Raw genomic sequence first — 17,869 nt, 5'->3', positions numbered from 1 at the left:
TGATTACACCCTCGTCCGAAACTGTTCCAGTAAATTATTTTTTAACTCTGTCACCTCTTTTTTATCTAAATCCTGTTGTCGTCTTGGACGTTCTAAAGGGACTTCAATCTCTTTTAATGCTGTAATGGGAGTCTCCGTAATAACAAAAATACGATCAGACAAAAATAATGCTTCGGAAATATCATGTGTTATAAATAAAATTGTAGATTGCTGTTGTTCCCATTGTTCTAACAGCCATTCCTGCATGTATAACTTAGTCATCGCATCCAAAGCTGAAAAAGGTTCGTCCAGCAACAACACATTAGAACCGGATAAAGTAGCTCTTAAGAAGGAAACACGTTGACGCATTCCGCCGGATAACTCGTGAGGATACTTATTCTCGTATCCTTTTAAACCAAATGCCTCCAGCAAATTTTTTACAGTTTTTCTATCGAGATGGTTTTCTTTTTTCAGCTCTAATGGAAGAGCTGCATTTTGCTGAACCGTCCGCCATGGCATTAATAAATCCTGTTGGGGCATATACCCGACTTTTCCAGAACGATTGTCTACTGCCTTTTCATTTAAGCAGATAGATCCACTGGTCAGTGCTTCCAGCCCAACAATAAGACGGAAGATTGTCGACTTCCCGGACCCGCTCGCACCAATAATACTTACAAATTCACCATCGGCAACAGAAAAATTCAAATTCTTTAAAATAGGAATTTTCCCTTCCGTATTTTTGTAATGGAAATCAACATTTTTAAACTGAAGCGCTGCTTTTTTATTTTGTTCTCTCATTTTTCGTTTTCACCCTCATTCTAATAAAAATGTAATATTATGTTCTGACAGTATTTATTAGCGAATCCCCCTTTCAAAGAACAAAAGCGCAGAGCGCTCACGTGAAATCTCCTAGTTTTTGGCGCTTGGAGCTGGACGAGTCTGTTTTTCTATAATTAGTTATCCACGAAGCAATAATTTTATAATTTCTTATGCAACAAAAAAATACCCCAGACACGGAGCCCAGGGTACATACATTTCCTTATAATAGAAATCACTTTGTATGTTCCCTACGCTGGTCTCAACCAGATCAGGTTCTAAGGGTCTATATCTAACGGATAGTATCTCAACCGGCAACACCGGTCCCCCTACACTTTTTATTAAATTGGTATCTCTTCTTACTGGAATCTATTATATAAGCACGAAAAAAACCCATTCTATTAATACCGAAGAATGGGAAATGAATACATAACCAGCTTAATACTGCTTAAGCAAGTCATCACTTCCCTACGTTAGTGTGAACTAAATCAGGTTCTAAGAGTCAAGTTTCCTTTCTCAGCGATACAAATCGCTCCCCTAGTGATTACGAAAATATGAAATTATTGATTAAATAAATTACCTGTACATGTTCGTTCAAAAAGTTAGCTGAAATTGATAGCTTTGTTTTTACTTGCATCCTTTAAGTACAGGCTGTATGCTTTTTTACCTTTGAAACAAATACATAACAGCTTGCCATAAGAAAGAAGTAAAATACTTAAAGCTTATTTAAACATATATTATGTGAAAATGCAAACTATGTCAAATCATAAATCTATCAGACTACTTTAGTATATCAGATAACATTCCAATGTACTCCTTTTATAATAATAGTCATCAAAAATCATGTTGACAATTCTTGCTTTCAGAGCTAACATAACCAATGTACCAATCATCCTACAAATTTTAAAAGGGGTATTAAAATGATTCAAAAAACGAACCGTATGAATTTAGTAGAACAGGTCGCTTCCCAAATCGAACAATTAATCGGATCTGGACATTGGCAGATTGGAGACAGAATTCCTCCTGAAATGGAATTGATGGAAAAATTTGATGTCAGCCGGAATACGCTTCGGGAAGCGATTCGTGCGTTAGTACACGCAGGATTGCTTGAAACAAAACAAGGAAGCGGAACAATTGTCCGTTCTGCTAACGCCCTCGGTGCAGCAATAAAGCGTCATGTAAAAAAGTCTGCGATGCTAGAGACCCTTGATGTGCGCTTAGCTTTAGAGAAACAAGCTGCACAACTGGCTGCAGAACATAGATCAGAAACAGATTTAGCAAAACTGGAGGCATACATTCAGCTTTCACGGCAGGCCGTTGAAAAGAAGGATTATGAACAATTTATTGAATTAGATATTCATTTTCATCAGGCTGTCGTATCAGCTTCTCATAATCAGCTCCTCATTGATTTATATGAACCGCTGGCAGAAATCATATATTCTTTTGTCCAAGATTTAATGGCGATGAATAAGCCTTTTAAATATGAAGAAGAACTTCATATTGAGTTATTTACAGCAATACGCAGCCAGGATAAACAAGCTGCTGCCACTTATGTTGAAGATTATATGGAAGTATTAAGAAAAGAAGTGGTTGAAATGATAGAGGAGGAATAGCACCATGAATGATGAAACCATATCATCTACTTTAAATAAAAATACAAAAAACAGCTGGTTACTGCTTATCGGCATTATCTTAGTAGGATCCAATTTAAGAGTTCCATTAACTTCTGCCGGGTCACTTATTTCCTTTATACGTGATGACCTGGGAATCAGCAATGCACTTATAGGAAGTATTACGACACTGCCCTTACTAGCATTCGCGCTGCTCTCCCCGTTTGCTCCAAAAATAGCAAATCGGATTGGTATGGAATTAACGATTGCTTTATCCCTAATATTACTTATTATCGGTATTGTGGTTCGCTCCCTTTCAGGAACCCCTTTTTTATTTGCAGGAACCATTTTAATTGGTCTGGCAATTGCCATTGGTAATGTTCTTATTCCGGGAATTGTAAAGATGAATTTCCCGCTGAAAATAGGCCTGATGACCGGTATTTACGCTATATTTATGAACTTATTTGGTGCGCTTGGGTCAGGTATCAGTGTACCTGTTTCTTCTATTGGCAATTTAGGATGGCGGGGCGCCCTTGCTATATGGGGCCTGTTAACGTTAGTTTCCTTACTATTATGGCTCCCGCAGCTCCGTAAACAAGAGAAAAAAGAGCAGGAAAAAGTAAAAACAGAGAAAAAAAATAGTTTATGGCGCTCCCCGCTAGCTTGGAAGATTACCATATTTATGGGGGGACAATCATTAATGTTTTATACTTTAATCACTTGGCTTCCAGATATTTTGCATACGAACGGCTATAATTCAAATACTGCTGGATGGATGGTTTTTCTGATGCAGTTTGCACTTATCCCAGTCACTTTTATTGTGCCGGTTATAGCGGAGAAATTGAAAAATCAAGTTGGTCTAAGTATCGCAACAGCCACTCTTTTCATTGTTGGATTTTTTGGGCTGCTGCAGGGAAGTCCTGCACTGGTTCCATTATGGGCAATTATGCTTGGTATTGCTGGAGGAAGTGCTTTCAGTCTATCGATGATGTTCTTTTCACTTAGAGCAAAGGATGGAAAAGAAGCGGCTGAATTATCGGGGATGGCACAGTCCTTTGGTTATCTTTTGGCAGCAACAGGACCAATACTTGTCGGCGCACTGCATGATATGACTGCTGGATGGACAATTCCTCTCTCCCTGCTCATTCTTATATCTATTGTTCTACTGATTGTTGGGATTGGATCAGGGAAAGAAGGATATGTTACGGAAGAACATCAAGCTAAAATTATAAGTTAATAAAGCTTATGAAGATGCGAGGCTTTCGTAAACTCCAGGATTTAGGGTGATTATCATGATGGTTATAAGCAATCAGCTTATAACCATCATGAATAAAATAAAAACGATACACTACCTATTGTTTCATCCACATCGGCTCTAACATATTCCCATCAATATCCGATACCTCCAAGCCATACATTTGCTCTTCTGGCACCTCCGTATCAGCACGATAAGCATCGCCGCCATTTTCCTTTGCTAACCGCCCAAATTCTTTGACTGCTTCAGCGCTTTCCATGCTGAAACAGATTAAAGCAGCATTTTCTTTTTGTGTATCGGCAATCTTTTTACCTTTAAGGAACTGTTGATAAAAAGAATGTTCTAACAGCATAATATAAAAATTATCATCCCAGACCATACAGCTTGCATGAACGTCAGAGAAGTCATCGTTCTTTTTAAATCCTAGTTTTTCGTAAAAATTAGTGGCATCTGCTGCATTCTTGACTGGAAAGTTAACAAAAATCATTGTACTCATTAAAACGCCTCCTTTTTTATCAGTTTACTACAAATGAAAAGCAAAGACTTCTTCTCGATTGCTCAAAAATTTTTCTTTTATTTTAAAATTTTCTCTGCAATTGTTAGTACGGGCCGTCACACATAAAGTAAAACCTCATTCAGCAGAGGGATTTTCAACGCCTGCCGAAAACATTTGCGATTACTCGTTTCATCGAAAAGCGTCGTCTCATACGCCGCAAGAAGCTGAAAGAATTGATTAAACACAAGAAACCACTATAAAATATAGTACAATAGAGGAAATATAAAAAAGGATGATTTGTATGTCTATTAATTCTTTTGAAGACTATCCAATGACTTGGAAGCCATTGATTGATAAAAATAACAGACCAGTTTATCAAGCTCTCGCCAAGCAGTTAGAGGATGATATTTTAACCGGGGTGTTACTGCCCGGAACTAAACTGCCTCCTCAGCGGGAGCTGGCTGATTATCTAAATTTAAACTTAAGCACTATATCGAAGGCTTTTAAAATGTGCGGGTTAAAAGGTTTATTAAGTTCATCTGTTGGCAGTGGAACTTTTGTAGCGTATGACGCTTTGTCAAATGCCTATTTACTGGAAGATACAAAACCGAAGCATTTAATAGAAATGGGAGCTACATTACCAGATAATGATTCATATAAACCTCTGCAGCTTCAGTTGAAAAATATGGTACAGGAAACCGATTTTGAAAAATGGTTCGGTTATGGCCGCGCAGGTGACAGCCTTTGGCAAAAAGACGCAGCTGTAAAATTTATCAAAAGAGGCGGCTTTGAAACGACCGTTGAGCATATTCTATTTGCAAATGGCGGTCAAAATGCAATTACTGCCATATTGGCAAGTCTTTATAAAGCTGGTGACCGTATTGGTGCCAATACCCATACTTACCCTGGATTAAAAACCGTTGCATCGATGTTTGGCATACAAATTGTACCAATAAAAGCCGAGAATCATATGATGAGTTCATCTGCGTTTGAGGATACATGTAAAAATGAGCATATAAAAGGAATCTACTTAATCCCTGATTATCATAATCCAACAGCTTGCTGCATGTCTGTCGAAAACCGAAAAGAAATCGCTGCGATTGCCAGGATGTATAACAAAATTATTATTGAAGATGCTACCTACAATCTTCATCATCCCAAACCGCTTCCGGCAATCGCATCATTTGCACCTGAACAGACCATCTATATTGCAAGCCTATCCAAATCAATTGCTCCGGGGCTGCGTTTAGCTTATGTATCCGTGCCGATTCAATTCAAGGAGTTAATTTCAAAAGCATTGTATAATTTAAATATATCCGTCTCTTCCTTACTTTCAGAATTAGCAGCACGTACAATTGTATCCAACCAATTTGAAGATTTAATCGAAGCACATCGCACAGAAGCTATTAGAAGAAATAAAATGGTAGATCAATATTTTGCCGATTATACATGCTTAGGTGCTGAAATAGGAATTTTCCGGTGGCTGCTTTTACCGGGAACAATAACAGGTGCACAATTTGAATTGCTTGCTGCACAGCAAGGAGTCCAGGTATATGCAGCTGAGCGTTTTGTAGTGGGAAACAGCTGTCCGGACAGAGCTGTAAGGGTTGCTGTTTGTGCACCGGAAACGATTGAAGAGCTTGAACGGGGATTGATTATTCTTGAGCGGTTACTAAAAAGTATCAGCTGATATAAATAATTGAAATACGCCTGAACCTATTAATATACCAGGATTCAGGCGTTAACTCTATTATGCTTCTTGTACTTCTTTTTTATTTTCATTTTTTAATTTATGCTGCAAAACCTCCCCGATGCGTTTCACCCCTTCGATGATTCTTTCTTCAGGCATATTTGAATAATTTAATCGTAATGTATTATTCTTTGTACTATTAGGGAAAAAAGGAGTACCTGGTACAAATGCAACATTATTTTCTAAACATTCAACTAATAATTGCTCTGAATCAATCATTTCAGGCAGCTCAACCCAGATGAATAAACCGCCTTCCGGGATACTATAGTTTATATTTTCCGGGAAAAATCGTTCAATGCAAGATAACATAGTAGTGCATCTTTGTTTATATACGCCTTTAATTTTATTAATATGTTCCTCCATATCATAAAGCTCCAAATACTTCGCAATTATTCTTTGGGCAAAGCTGTCTGTATGTAAGTCTGCTGTTTGTTTAAAACAAACGTACTTATCAATAAAAGTCTCATCAGCACAAATCCATCCAAGCCGTAGACCCGGTGCGAAGATTTTAGAAAAAGAGCTGATATAAATCACTCTATTATCTATATCAAAGTGTTTTATAGGCGGGACTTTTTCTCCAGAAAATCTTATTGCTCCGTATGGATTATCTTCTACAATCAATACATCATATTGTTTTGCAAGCTCCACCATTTGCTTTCGCCGATCGTACTTCAATGTACGGCCTGTCGGATTTTGAAAATCCGGAACTGTGTAGATAAATTTCGCATCAGGATATGCTTGTAATTTTTTCTCTAATTCTTCCATGATCATCCCGTCATCATCCATGGCTACTTCTATAAAGGTAGCATTGTATGATTCAAATACATTAATTGCTGCCAGATAAGTCGGACTTTCACAAATAATGATATCTCCTGGGTTAATAAATAATTTTCCGGTTAAATCAATGGCCTGCTGAGATCCAGACGTAATCAGAACGTTATCAACAGTGGCATTTATTCCGATATCCTCCATTCTTTCGCAAATAGCTTCTCTCAATGCCTGATCCCCTTCTGTCGTACTATATTGGAGTGAAGCTGCCCCTTCCTCAGTCAATACTCTATGACAAACTTCTTTAACATCTTCTACGGGAAACAGTTCTGGAGCAGGCAGCCCTCCAGCAAAGGAAATAACTTCAGGTCTGGCTGTTATTTTTAATATTTCCCGTGTTTCAGAAGGCTTAACTAACTGTGTTCTCTCAGCAAATTTATTTTTCATTTTAGAATCAGACCTTTCCTATTTTTTATTTTCATTTGAAACTTATTTATGTTTTAGTATTAAAAGAAATTATTCTCTTGAATTTTCAACTTGCTTCTTCCAGTTTCTGCTGTTTATTAATATCCGCCCAAATAATGATCGGAATAAGCAGTAATGAAAGCAGCGCCCCAGCTATTGAAAGAATTGCATAACTGGAATTTGCGACAATTAAACCGGATATTCCTCCTCCTAATGCGCCGGATAAAGCAATCCAGACATCCACTGTTCCCTGCGTTTTCGCTCTATTATCAAAGGATGTAGAATCCACCAGGATTGCGGTTCCGCTTATTAAACCAAAATTCCAGCCCAGTCCAAGTAAAACTAATGCCCCGATAAGTACTGTCATGGAATCTGCAGGTCCAAAAGCTGCTAAAGCCCCTGAGGCTAAAAGTGTGATTGCAGAAGTAACAGCCATAAAAGCACGTCCAACTCTATCGACAAGACTGCCCGTTATCAAAGAAGGAAAATACATGGCTCCAACATGAAAACCAATAACCAGTCCAACGGCTTGCAAATCATGACCGTGATGTCCCATATGTATCGGGGTCATTGTCATAATGGCAGTCATAACAAATTGCGTTAAAATCATAACGGAAGCTCCCGCAAATATTCCTCGTTTGTTTTTTGGCAACAATTCAATACTTTGTTCTGATTGTCTATTGCCAGCTTTATTTTTTAGATTTGATATTGCTTTAGTTACAAGCAGAGGATCAGGACGGAGGTAAAATAAGAGAACTAAACCTGCAAGTATATAAGCTGCAGCCGCCAGTATAAATGGACCAGCTAAAGCAGGTATACCTAAAAATTTTGAAAAATCACCCATAACTTCCACAAGATTCGGACCAGCTACTGCACCAAATGTTGTAGAAACCATTGCCATACTGACTGCCTTGGCTCTTTGATTTGACTTTGCAAGGTCTGTTCCAGCGTATCGTGCTTGTAAGTTGGTGGCTGACCCTGCCCCATAAATAAACAGAGAAATAAATAACAGAACAATACTGCTCATTAAAGCGGAAATAATTACACCTATAGCACCGATTCCTCCAGTTAAAAAACCTGCAGAGAGGCCAAATCGACGGCCATAACGCTGAGAAAGTCTGCCCACCAGTAAAGCGGCTCCGGCAGACCCTAAAGTAAATAATGCTGTAGGTACCCCTGTTACGCTATCTGTACCTAACATTTCCTGAGCTAAAAGCGCCCCAACAGTAATTCCTGCTGCCAATCCTGCCCCTCCAAAAATTTGGGACATGATGACGATGATTAATGTTTTTTTATATAGTTGTTTTTGTTTTTCTGGAGAATCAATATAAGGCTGCAGCCAGGATTCATTATCACCAGAGTTTATTTCTTTGTGTCCCAATACTTTTCCCCGCCTTCATACTAAAAATAGACATTTTTAAATAACAATCATAATATTTAGATATCTTATCACGAATAAAAAAACCATACAACATAATAATTGTATGGCAAACAATATTTCTTAATCAGTTACACTTTGATAATTTATAGAAAAGACTTGCAAAAATCTAACTATTATTCAAATCCTATCAGGTGATGTGATAAATAAGGTTCTTCCAAATAAGCGATGTCCTCCTGTCGTAAATTTATTTCGAAAGCATGTATGGAAACTTCAAGCTGTTCCACTTTAATTGCTCCAATAATGGGAGATGTAATTTCTTCTTTGTTTAACACTCATGCAAGTGCAATCTGAGCACGTGTTACATTTAATTTCTGATAACTCTGTGATAAAATGTTGGTGCACTCTTTTCCTCTCCCGTGCCTTTTGTCTTGACAACTCAAGGTTAACAGAGAGAGGAAAATAAGTGTATTTTTTTGTCTCTGTTCCACCTGGCGATGGAACGGAGGACACCATCATATTCAGTATAGAACCAATAAAAATCACTTATCTCCGGCTAAAAAGATAAGTGATTTTTTATTAACAATTTATCTGACACAATCATATCGCCATATTGGCAGATAACACGAAATCTGAATATAATTTACGTATACTAACTCATAGAAGAATAGAATGTTTATAATAGTAAAGTAAAGCGAAAAAACTTTACCTCATTACTTTATTTTTTCTTATTCATCTCAATGCATAAAGCCTCTTTCTTCAATAATTAAGGCTTGCATTATTTTTTCTGGATTAAATCCTGAAATCCGTTTTCCATTTATAATAGTCTGTGGTACAGATAACCTTCTTGCTTTTGAAATTAAGTGAAACATTGCTACAGGATTCATATCCACATTCACTTCTTTGTAAGGAACTTCAAAAGAATCTAGAAAACTTTTCACCATGCCACATACCGGACATAATGTTGATGTATATACTGTTATAACTTGACTCACCCCTGTCCCCTCGTAATTATTAGTTGTCTGCATATGGAAAAGATAAAATTAATCAAATAATATCTGTCCAGATTTTAATTGCAGTAACAAATATTAACAGTGCTAATATGGCCCTTAAAATTTTGATATTCATTCTTTTTCCAATAATTGCACCAATTGGAGCAGCAATTAAACTGGCAATTATCATGACAGCTGCTGGTCCGTATAATACTTGAGCAGTGATAATTTTCCCCATAGCTGATCCAATGGAGGATAAAAAAGTGATTGCTAATGAAGAAGCAATTGTTACCCTAGTAGGTATATTTAATACCACAAGCATAATCGGAACAAGTAGAAATGCACCGGCAGCACCTATGATTCCTGCTCCCACCCCAACAATAAATGCTGAAATAATCGCAATCAAATAATTAAATTTCACTTGACTGTTCTCCTGCTTCTCTACATGTTTCTTGGGTACAAACATCATAATCGCAGCAACAGTTGCCAAAATTGCATACACCAAATTAATATTACTATCTGATAATAAATCAGAACCGAATCCACCTATAAAACTTCCAACTAAAACAGAAATTCCCATCGTTAATATTAAAGATTTATTTAGATATCCATCATTTCTATATGCCCACATGCCACTAATTGTTGAAAAGAAAACTTGAATAGCTAAAATACCGGCAACTTCTGATGAAGATAAGGAGCCTACTCCGAGTAGTACCGGAATATATAATAAAAGTGGATAATTAACAATTGAACCACCAATACCCAACATTCCAGATACAAACGATGCAAAGAGCCCAATTAAAAATAATACAATAATAAAGCCTAATTCCATTTGATCACCTGTTTCCAATCGATACTAGCATGTTACTTTCTTACATTCCATCTTCTAGTAAAAACATAATGATTATACAGTTACTAAAACGATAAAGCGTGTCATCTCTTTGTTATTGGAAACTTTTCTTTCGTCCATGCTAAGTATCCGCCTTTTACGTTCAATACATTTTTAAAACCATTTGCCTGCATCAGACTGGTAGCAATTGCTGAACGTGCACCAGAACGACATTGCATCAAATATGTTTTTTCTTTAGGTAATTCTTCAATTTGATCAACAAGTGTGCCTAACATAATATGGTGTGCACCAGCAATTCTTCCTTCTTCCCACTCTGAATTATTTCGGACATCAATAAGATAATAATTATCAACCTGTAGATATTCCTGTAATTGTTGGACAGATATTTCATCATAACTTTCCAGTTTATTTTCATCTTCTAAAGCAAGCGATGGTTCAGCTGCTGCAATCACTTTATCTAATCCTATAGAACGCAGGCTCATCTTTATTGCCTCAATATTCTTTTTTGGAGCAATTAAAATAATATCTTGATCATAATCCAGTAACCAGCCGGCCCAGTTTGTAAATGATTTATTAAATGGGATGTTTATAGATTCTTTTAAATGTGATTTGGAAAATTCAAAAGCATCTCTTGTATCTATCAATACAGCACCATTTTTATTTTTTTCTAATTCGGAAACACTCGATAGTTGAGTTGTTTGCTCTTGGTTAATAAGGTCAGGGCCGATTTTGTTTAACTTTTTCATCATGGCAAAATATCGGGGCGGTTCAGGTTGTCCGGATAGAAGAATCTTTACAAATTCTACTTCATTATTTGTTCGCAACGCCCAATTATTGATTTTTTCATAGCCTACTGTTGTCATTGGAACAGCCCCAAGTGCTTTTCCACAGGCGCTTCCTGCTCCGTGTCCCGGCCATACTTGCAGAAAATCCGGCAGTTGTTTAAATTTTTGCAGGGAATGAAACATTTGTCTGGCCCCTATTTGGGCTGTATCAGCTATCCCAGCAGCTTTTTCCAATAAATCAGGTCTGCCAATGTCGCCAACAAAAACAAAATCCCCAGTAAAAATGCCCATTGGTTCTTTAGAACCGCCACCTTCATCCGTTAAAATAAAGGAAATACTTTCTGGAGTATGACCTGGTGTATGCATTACCTCAAATTTAATCTTACCAAGTTTAAATTCACTTCCATCTTTCAGTAAAGAAGCATTTATGTTTTCCGCATAGTCGTACTTCCAATCTTCATCGCCTTCATCAGATAAATAAAGTTTTATATCATGGTTAACTGCCAACTCTCTTGCTCCAGAAAGAAAATCTGCATGTATATGTGTTTCCGCAGCAGCAACAATTTTCAACCCTTCTTTTTCTGCTGTTTCAAAATAGTCTTCTGTCTCGCGTGCCGGATCAATAATAATCGCTTCATTAGTTTGTTGACATCCAATTAAATAAGACATTTGAGCTAAATTTTCATCAAAAAAAGAACGTAAAAACATACGTATCCCCTCCATCATTCATTATTTTTCTTTGTCTACAACTTCAAGGAATGATTCTAAATATCGGAATCCTTTTTGAATGGTTGGATCCTTCAATAAACGGTACATTCCATATAATGAAAAATGAGCAGTATTATCATTCTGTTTATACCGTTCATTTGTCTCCTTCATGGTCTTAACTGCTTTATCCAGTGGAACAATATCGTTTATTCCTTTTAATGCATATTCAACAGATGTTGAATCGGTTGAAAAGTCAGTAACGAACTGAGAAATTTCATCAGCCTTTTTTAATAATGGAACTAACTTAGGCAATAAATGCATCAGTTCAAGAAGAGCAGTTAAATGTTCTTGGTTAATATGAAGGTTTTCAATTTTTTCTTCTATTTCATTACTAATAGTAGATAACGATTGTTTGTCTTCGATGATATTCTCAATAAATTCCAATTTATCATCCAGTGTCTGTACTCTTGACACAAAATCAGGCAGTTTTTGGACGAGATAATATAAAGCGTCTACCTGTTCCTTTTTCTCCAGTTCTTGTATTACGTCATCCATCGTTGACTGCTTTTGAGTAGTGTCCAATTTTAAACCTCCATTTCATAAATATACTAGTATTAATAAATTTGTATTATTTCATTACATTGTTCCTTTCAACATTCCATTCCAGTACATAATTGGCAGCAGATTTTTCTTCACAATATACATACTCCTTCTTTCTTTTGATTGGTCAATTGGAAAAGTTTCCTTTGGATTTTTATCATAATCAAATTCCGCCATTACCAATTTGTTGACACCTGTCACTAAGGGGCAGGATGTATAGCCATCATATTTTGCTTTCATCTGTCTGCCGTTCATGATAGAAAGAATATTTTCAGCAACTACAGGAGCTTGTTTACGTATGGCTGCTCCTGTTTTAGACGTTGGAAGACCGGATGAATCACCAGCACTAAATATATTTTGGAACGTTTTATGTTGAAGTGTATAAGGATCGATATCCACCCAACCGGCTGTATCTGCAAGCGGACTGGCCGCTATAAAGCTGGGAGCTCCCATTGGTGGCGTAACATGGATCATGTCATAATTAACTTCCATTTTTTTATTTGTTTCTATATTTTCAAAGACAGCTAATTTATTCTCCCCATCTATTTCGATCAAGTCTGTCCTATAAGTTGTTTCGATGCCTTTTCGATCAATTACCTGTTCTAATGTTTTCGCATAGGTGGGCACTGCAAAAATATTTCCTGTACCAGAAATAAATTGTATTTTTATTTTTGAGCGGACACTAGAATTGTTGAAATAATCATCTGCCAGGTACATAATTTTTTGTGGGGCTCCCCCGCACTTAATTGGGGTGCTTGGCTGAGTAAATATAGCGGTTCCACCTGAAAAATTTCTAATATTTTCCCAAGTACTTTCCACGAATTCAGGTGAGTAATTACTGCAGACACCATTTTTTCCAATTGCTTCCTTCAGTCCTTTAACGCTGTCCCATTTTATTTCAATACCAGTCGCTACAACTAGAAAATCATAATTAATCAGTGTCTGTGCATCTGTCATAATAGAATTTGTATCCGGTATAAATTCAGTCACATATTCTTTAATCCATTGAACGCCATCAGGTATAAGGGTTTCTTGTTTTCGATGAGAATCTTCTAATTTAGATTGTCCTCCGCCGACTAAGGTCCATAAAGGCTGATAATAATGATCCTCGGAAGGGTCAACAATCGTTATATTTCCTTTTAAATAGGGTGCATTTCGTATGATTCGAGATGCAATTGAAATCCCCGCTGATCCAGCACCAGCTATAACAATTTTAGAAAATTTAGTTTCACTCAATTTTTTCCCTCCTAAATTGATTTGTTTTAAGATAGATTTGAAAATAAATAATTTTTATTAACTCAACTTTCGCACACTGAAATAGGCAGGTAAGCCCTGATATAGCTGGGTAAACCTGCAATCCATTGTTGGACTTGACTTTTGATTAATTTTTGTACCTTTTTATTGCTCATTTTCAAGGCATCTTCAAGAAGCTCGATCAACTGCTGAAGTGCCACAGCCCAATCGAGATCACTAACTTCATCACACAATTCATAAAACATGCCGCCAAGTGTTCGCTCGTCTGTGCTACATCGGTTTTGCCACGAGAGAACAATATAGCGTGCGAATACGATGGTCGTATGACTAATTAAGCCGTCATACGAACGACTTTGGAACTCTTTTTGAAGTTTTAAAAGAGATTTTGTTGTTTTGAAAAAAACTTCAATGTCCCATCTCATCCCATAAATACGAATGATTTCTTGATCACTAAGTGTACAATCGGTGCTTAGAATAGCTAACCATTCGCTCTTTTTATTCCGATTACGAACAAAGACAACTTTAATAGGAATGCCATTCGCTTGTGTCGTATGAATCGAACGAAGAATGCCTTTCTTTCCATCTGTTGGTTTCGCAAAACGATAAAGTTCTTTTAAGCTTACACGTTGGCCATTCACAAGGTAACGCTGTTTCAAGTTCTTTACCATGCCAATGACGTCCAAGCCTTGCTCTTTTATCTCCTTAACGAGAGGCTGATACGTGAACCAAGAGTCCATCAGCACATAGGAAGCATCGATACCGGCATTCATCGCGCGTTCCACCATACTTGGTAGTTGCTCAGGTGCGGTTTGTAATGCTTCTACTCTGCGTTTATAACCGGAACTACGCTTATCAATTTTTGATGATATGCCATTTATTTGGCTTTTCTTCGAGCTCAATAAAGAAAAGTCTACGGGAATGAACGTTGCACCATCTGACCAACCAAGCGTGAGCATACGGAACCCTTTATAAAAGCGCATCTTTTGGGATGCATGGTCAAAACAGCGAGCTAATAATTCAACCGATTTACTGCGGTTACGATCATACGAAGAATCATCTACAATCAATACTTTGGGGCGATCATGACGCGTTAAGCTGGTTACTTTTCCAATGGTATGAGCACTTAGAAATAGTAAGAACCTTCTCCAAGCGAAGGTAGATTTGTTTAAAAAACGATAGACAGCATTCTTCTCTGGACAATCACTCGCTTTGTTACTTTGAAGTATTTGATACCAGTTCTTATTTTCAAAGATCAAACAAAAAATCAATTGAAAAAGATAGGCACAAGTAAAACCGACAGACTTTGTAATACCAGCTTTTCTAAGATGCTTATACACGTTTAATTCTTTAAAGATGGAAGAAAGTTCATTTGGTAGTTGATTATTTTGGTCATTATTCGCTATCATATAGGAGACACCTCTTCTGTATTGGTAGTGTTTTCTAGTCAATTACACTATACCAAAAGTTGAGGTGTTTTTTTATACCTATTTCTAATGTCAACGACCATATTTGAACAGTAATAAGCTTTACGGCTAGTTAAATTGAATGCTTCTTTCTAGCTGCGAAAGTTGAGTTACTTAATTAATCAAAACTTTCCAGATTACATTACTTTAATAATCTACATCGGAAAAATCTATTGATTATATATTTTACTGTTATTGTTATCCTACTATATAAAAACCTTTATAAAGTATAGAAGAATATTATAGGGTATAACATTTTATTATCCTTAAAAAAGATCGTTTTCAAAATAAAACCTGGTTTGATGTGTTTTGCAACTTAAAAGGTTACAAGATTGCAATGAAAAGGTTAGAACTTTGCCAGCCCGTATTTTATTATGATTGATGATTGGAAAGCGCATGTGTGACGCGATAACTATCCCCAGTAAAGCTCAAAATGTGCGCGTGGTGAATAACTCGATCTACTAATGCAGCTGTTAAACGCGCATCTGTAAATATTCTATTCCATTGACTAAATTCTAAATTGGATGTAATCACGAGGCTAGACCTCTCATACCAATCAGATATCAATTGGAATAATAATTCAGCGCCTTCCTTACTAAATGGAACATATCCCATCTCGTCTAAAATAATCATCTCTACTTTATTAAACCTATTGCGTAAGGCTTGAAAGCGTCCTTCTCTCCAAGACTTTTCAAGTAGTTCTACCAAATCGGCCACTCGATAGAAACGGACTTCATATCCAGATCTACATGCCTTTCGACCAAGCGCTGTAACCAGATGAGACTTCCCAGTCCCAGGCGCACCTGTTAAAATTAAATTCTCTTTTTTATCGATAAAATATAATGATTCGAGACTTTCTCTATCCAATTGTGGAGGGAGACGAATATGTTCACTCCACCGGTAATCCTTTAGTTCTTTTTCATTCATGAATTTCGCCTTTTTGATCAAACGCTCTCCTTTAGCTACCTCTCTATGTTCTAATTCTTGTTGTAATAAAGCCGAGATATACTGCTCAGGATTCTCGAAGGGAATCTGCTCGTATATGTCTGCGACATATGCTAAACGCAACGATTTGCATTTCTCTCTAATCAAATTAGACATTCTATACTTCCTCTCCTGTCAACGAATGGTTGAAGGGTTGAAGAGAGTCGTAGATACTCCAATTTATATCATACGGATGTGCAACCGAAGCATGTAATGATTCATTTCTATTTTCTTTATCATCCACTGGTAACAATTCATAGAAACGCTCATCTATTTCTTGCATACTGTATTTTATTATGAAGCTCTGTAACCAATCGACACGTTCTTTTCTGAGTTCCATTGATTCACTATTCAAATAATGCGCGATTCTTCCTGGAAGATATGGGAAGTATCTAGAATAGGTAATTGATCTTGGTTTCCTCATCCAATTTTTCAAAATGAATTGCCATGGAATTTCCCTAGACCGATTCATATATTGTCTAGGTCCCTTATAAAGTACCTCTCCTTGTGGAGAAATCACTTTAAAGTCATCCCAGTACTTAATTACATACAATTGTGTATAGTGATAACTATTCGGTATGTGGATTTCCTGTCCATCAATTTTTACCTCACCATATTTATTAGCTGAAGTCAGTGTTTTATTAAATACTGGATACTCTTTCTCAGGTAATGCGAGACCATATTTCTTTTCTTCCTCTATTAGATCCGCGATACAAATTCCTTTTTTATAATGCACCCTTAAATGATCATCCTGACAATGTTTGAGCAATAACGCACGTAAGTGTGTCAGATCCTGAACAACGGGTGATGGCGTAAAGAAATTATATCGAACATAACCAACCTTATTTTCTACATGCCCTTTTTCATTTCCTTTTCTTGGATTACAGGCTACCGGCTCAAATCCATAGTGATTGGCAAACCGTTGAAAACCCTCATTGAAAATGGTTTCCTGATTATGAACTCTAGCTTTTACAACGGCAGCTGATAGATTATCTAACCACAGTGTCCTTGGAACAAAGCCAGCTTGTTCAAAAAGTATTTTAATACCTTCCAAAAAGCATTCTTGATTTTCTGCCGGTAAGGGTGCTACAAATCCACCATTACTAAAGGGGAAACTCAAGACCAAGCAATGCGTATCTTTTACTTTCCCTTCATGTACGACTTCTGTAACTCCAAAATCTATCTGGGCTTCCGCCGGAGGATGTGTTAACCTATCATATTCCTCTTTTACTGTGTCAGTTTCATCTAACATTTTATCTTTCCATTCAGCGATATAGTTACAAACGGTTCGATAAGAACCCGGGAACTTTAATCGCTGTAATTCTTCAAATATATTTTTATTATTCCTTCGCAATTTCTTTTTAAGTGCTTGGTCCTCCATTAGCCAATCAGAAACAATTTCTCCCCACTCTTCTTCATACATCATACCTTTTTTTATGGGTGTTTTTTCCTCGGGTAATTGATCTTCATCCGCATATTTCTTAACGGTTTTCCAAGCAAAACCTGTTCTTTTTACTATTTCATTAATTGATAGTGATTTATTATTACGTAAATTTTTGATATGATTAACTTCGGGCATTGCTAGCATCCTTTCACTTACCTCCACCATTAATTTGTTTAGTCGCTATTAACGGTAGAGTATTTTGTTAGGGCTGGCAAGCCTTTTTTTATTTGTGCAACCTTCTAACATTTTGGTTGCAATACTCTGTACTTTTA

Annotated in this window: 15 protein-coding genes and 2 riboswitches; of the genes, 3 read left to right on the top strand and 12 right to left on the bottom strand. The window is 36.8% G+C overall.

The annotated features are described in order from the left end of the window. Positions 1-3: 3 nt before the first annotated feature. Positions 4-777, bottom strand: coding sequence for an ABC transporter ATP-binding protein (locus tag BN1068_RS11210; RefSeq protein WP_077602951.1), 774 nt, complete (start codon positions 775-777; stop codon positions 4-6). Positions 778-1,026: 249 nt separating this feature from the next. Then, a riboswitch (TPP riboswitch) is annotated at positions 1,027-1,136 on the bottom strand. Between the two features lie 107 nt (positions 1,137-1,243). Beyond that, a riboswitch (TPP riboswitch) is annotated at positions 1,244-1,344 on the bottom strand. 371 nt (positions 1,345-1,715) lie between these two features. Here BN1068_RS11210 and BN1068_RS11205 point away from each other — a divergent pair. Both BN1068_RS11205 and BN1068_RS11200 read left to right on the top strand, forming a co-directional pair. After that, a complete protein-coding gene (locus tag BN1068_RS11205) occupies positions 1,716-2,408 on the top strand; it encodes a FadR/GntR family transcriptional regulator (protein ID WP_077602950.1) in 693 nt (230 codons plus the stop codon). Positions 2,409-2,412: 4 nt separating this feature from the next. Further along, positions 2,413-3,642, top strand: a complete 1,230-nt coding sequence (locus BN1068_RS11200; RefSeq protein ID WP_077602949.1) for a CynX/NimT family MFS transporter — start codon at positions 2,413-2,415, stop codon at positions 3,640-3,642. Positions 3,643-3,757: 115 nt separating this feature from the next. On the opposite strand, the gene BN1068_RS11195 is transcribed toward BN1068_RS11200, so the two are convergent. After that, positions 3,758-4,156 (bottom strand): VOC family protein, encoded by a 399-nt coding sequence (locus BN1068_RS11195; protein WP_077602948.1) that lies wholly within the window; start codon positions 4,154-4,156, stop codon positions 3,758-3,760. Between the two features lie 301 nt (positions 4,157-4,457). On the opposite strand from BN1068_RS11195, the gene BN1068_RS11190 reads away from it, so the two are divergent. Further along, the gene (locus BN1068_RS11190; RefSeq protein WP_077602947.1) at positions 4,458-5,846 is read left to right on the top strand and encodes an aminotransferase-like domain-containing protein; all 1,389 of its coding nucleotides are present in this window, start codon (positions 4,458-4,460) and stop codon (positions 5,844-5,846) included. Between the two features lie 60 nt (positions 5,847-5,906). Here the strand turns inward: BN1068_RS11190 and BN1068_RS11185 are convergent, their stop codons facing one another. The 10 genes from BN1068_RS11185 to istA all read right to left on the bottom strand — a co-directional run bounded on the left by BN1068_RS11185 (position 5,907) and on the right by istA (position 17,759). Next, positions 5,907-7,121: an aminotransferase-like domain-containing protein gene (locus BN1068_RS11185; protein ID WP_077602946.1), complete on the bottom strand. Its 1,215-nt coding sequence runs from the start codon at positions 7,119-7,121 to the stop codon at positions 5,907-5,909. 85 nt (positions 7,122-7,206) lie between these two features. Next, the gene (locus BN1068_RS11180; RefSeq protein WP_254846757.1) at positions 7,207-8,520 is read right to left on the bottom strand and encodes an MFS transporter; all 1,314 of its coding nucleotides are present in this window, start codon (positions 8,518-8,520) and stop codon (positions 7,207-7,209) included. 734 nt (positions 8,521-9,254) lie between these two features. Further along, a complete protein-coding gene (locus tag BN1068_RS11175; RefSeq protein ID WP_254846756.1) occupies positions 9,255-9,512 on the bottom strand; it encodes a glutaredoxin family protein in 258 nt (85 codons plus the stop codon). A gap of 52 nt (positions 9,513-9,564) precedes the next feature. After that, positions 9,565-10,341 carry a sulfite exporter TauE/SafE family protein gene (locus BN1068_RS11170; RefSeq protein WP_077602944.1) on the bottom strand — a complete coding sequence of 259 codons (777 nt, stop codon included), beginning with the start codon at positions 10,339-10,341 and terminating at the stop codon, positions 9,565-9,567. 101 nt (positions 10,342-10,442) lie between these two features. Beyond that, positions 10,443-11,852 (bottom strand): MBL fold metallo-hydrolase, encoded by a 1,410-nt coding sequence (locus BN1068_RS11165; RefSeq protein ID WP_077602943.1) that lies wholly within the window; start codon positions 11,850-11,852, stop codon positions 10,443-10,445. A 21-nt stretch (positions 11,853-11,873) separates the two neighbouring features. After that, positions 11,874-12,434 (bottom strand): DUF1641 domain-containing protein, encoded by a 561-nt coding sequence (locus BN1068_RS11160; protein ID WP_077602942.1) that lies wholly within the window; start codon positions 12,432-12,434, stop codon positions 11,874-11,876. Between the two features lie 54 nt (positions 12,435-12,488). Continuing rightward, positions 12,489-13,688, bottom strand: a complete 1,200-nt coding sequence (locus BN1068_RS11155; protein ID WP_077602941.1) for an NAD(P)/FAD-dependent oxidoreductase — start codon at positions 13,686-13,688, stop codon at positions 12,489-12,491. A 62-nt stretch (positions 13,689-13,750) separates the two neighbouring features. Next, positions 13,751-15,112, bottom strand: a complete 1,362-nt coding sequence (locus BN1068_RS11150; protein ID WP_077600813.1) for an IS4 family transposase — start codon at positions 15,110-15,112, stop codon at positions 13,751-13,753. A gap of 429 nt (positions 15,113-15,541) precedes the next feature. Continuing rightward, a complete protein-coding gene (istB, locus tag BN1068_RS11145) occupies positions 15,542-16,270 on the bottom strand; it encodes an IS21-like element helper ATPase IstB (protein WP_077601273.1) in 729 nt (242 codons plus the stop codon). A 1-nt stretch (position 16,271) separates the two neighbouring features. After that, positions 16,272-17,759 (bottom strand): IS21 family transposase, encoded by a 1,488-nt coding sequence (istA, locus tag BN1068_RS11140; protein ID WP_254846678.1) that lies wholly within the window; start codon positions 17,757-17,759, stop codon positions 16,272-16,274. Between the last annotated feature and the right edge of the window lie 110 nt (positions 17,760-17,869).

This window comes from Oceanobacillus sojae (assembly GCF_900162665.1).
GTDB classification, from domain to species: domain Bacteria; phylum Bacillota; class Bacilli; order Bacillales; family Amphibacillaceae; genus Oceanobacillus; species Oceanobacillus sojae_A.
The sequence above is the reverse complement of the archived record's forward strand: the minus strand, read 5'-3'. Positions and strand labels throughout refer to the sequence as shown.

Coding starts and splice junctions, on each gene's coding strand:
- BN1068_RS11165 (WP_077602943.1), bottom strand. CDS start 11,852: ATGTTTTTACGTTCTTTTTTTGATGAAAATTTAGCTCAAATGTCTTAT.
- BN1068_RS11190 (WP_077602947.1), top strand. CDS start 4,458: ATGTCTATTAATTCTTTTGAAGACTATCCAATGACTTGGAAGCCATTG.
- BN1068_RS11205 (WP_077602950.1), top strand. CDS start 1,716: ATGATTCAAAAAACGAACCGTATGAATTTAGTAGAACAGGTCGCTTCC.
- BN1068_RS11150 (WP_077600813.1), bottom strand. CDS start 15,112: ATGATAGCGAATAATGACCAAAATAATCAACTACCAAATGAACTTTCT.
- istB (WP_077601273.1), bottom strand. CDS start 16,270: ATGTCTAATTTGATTAGAGAGAAATGCAAATCGTTGCGTTTAGCATAT.
- BN1068_RS11170 (WP_077602944.1), bottom strand. CDS start 10,341: ATGGAATTAGGCTTTATTATTGTATTATTTTTAATTGGGCTCTTTGCA.
- BN1068_RS11200 (WP_077602949.1), top strand. CDS start 2,413: ATGAATGATGAAACCATATCATCTACTTTAAATAAAAATACAAAAAAC.
- BN1068_RS11185 (WP_077602946.1), bottom strand. CDS start 7,121: ATGAAAAATAAATTTGCTGAGAGAACACAGTTAGTTAAGCCTTCTGAA.
- BN1068_RS11210 (WP_077602951.1), bottom strand. CDS start 777: ATGAGAGAACAAAATAAAAAAGCAGCGCTTCAGTTTAAAAATGTTGAT.
- BN1068_RS11195 (WP_077602948.1), bottom strand. CDS start 4,156: ATGAGTACAATGATTTTTGTTAACTTTCCAGTCAAGAATGCAGCAGAT.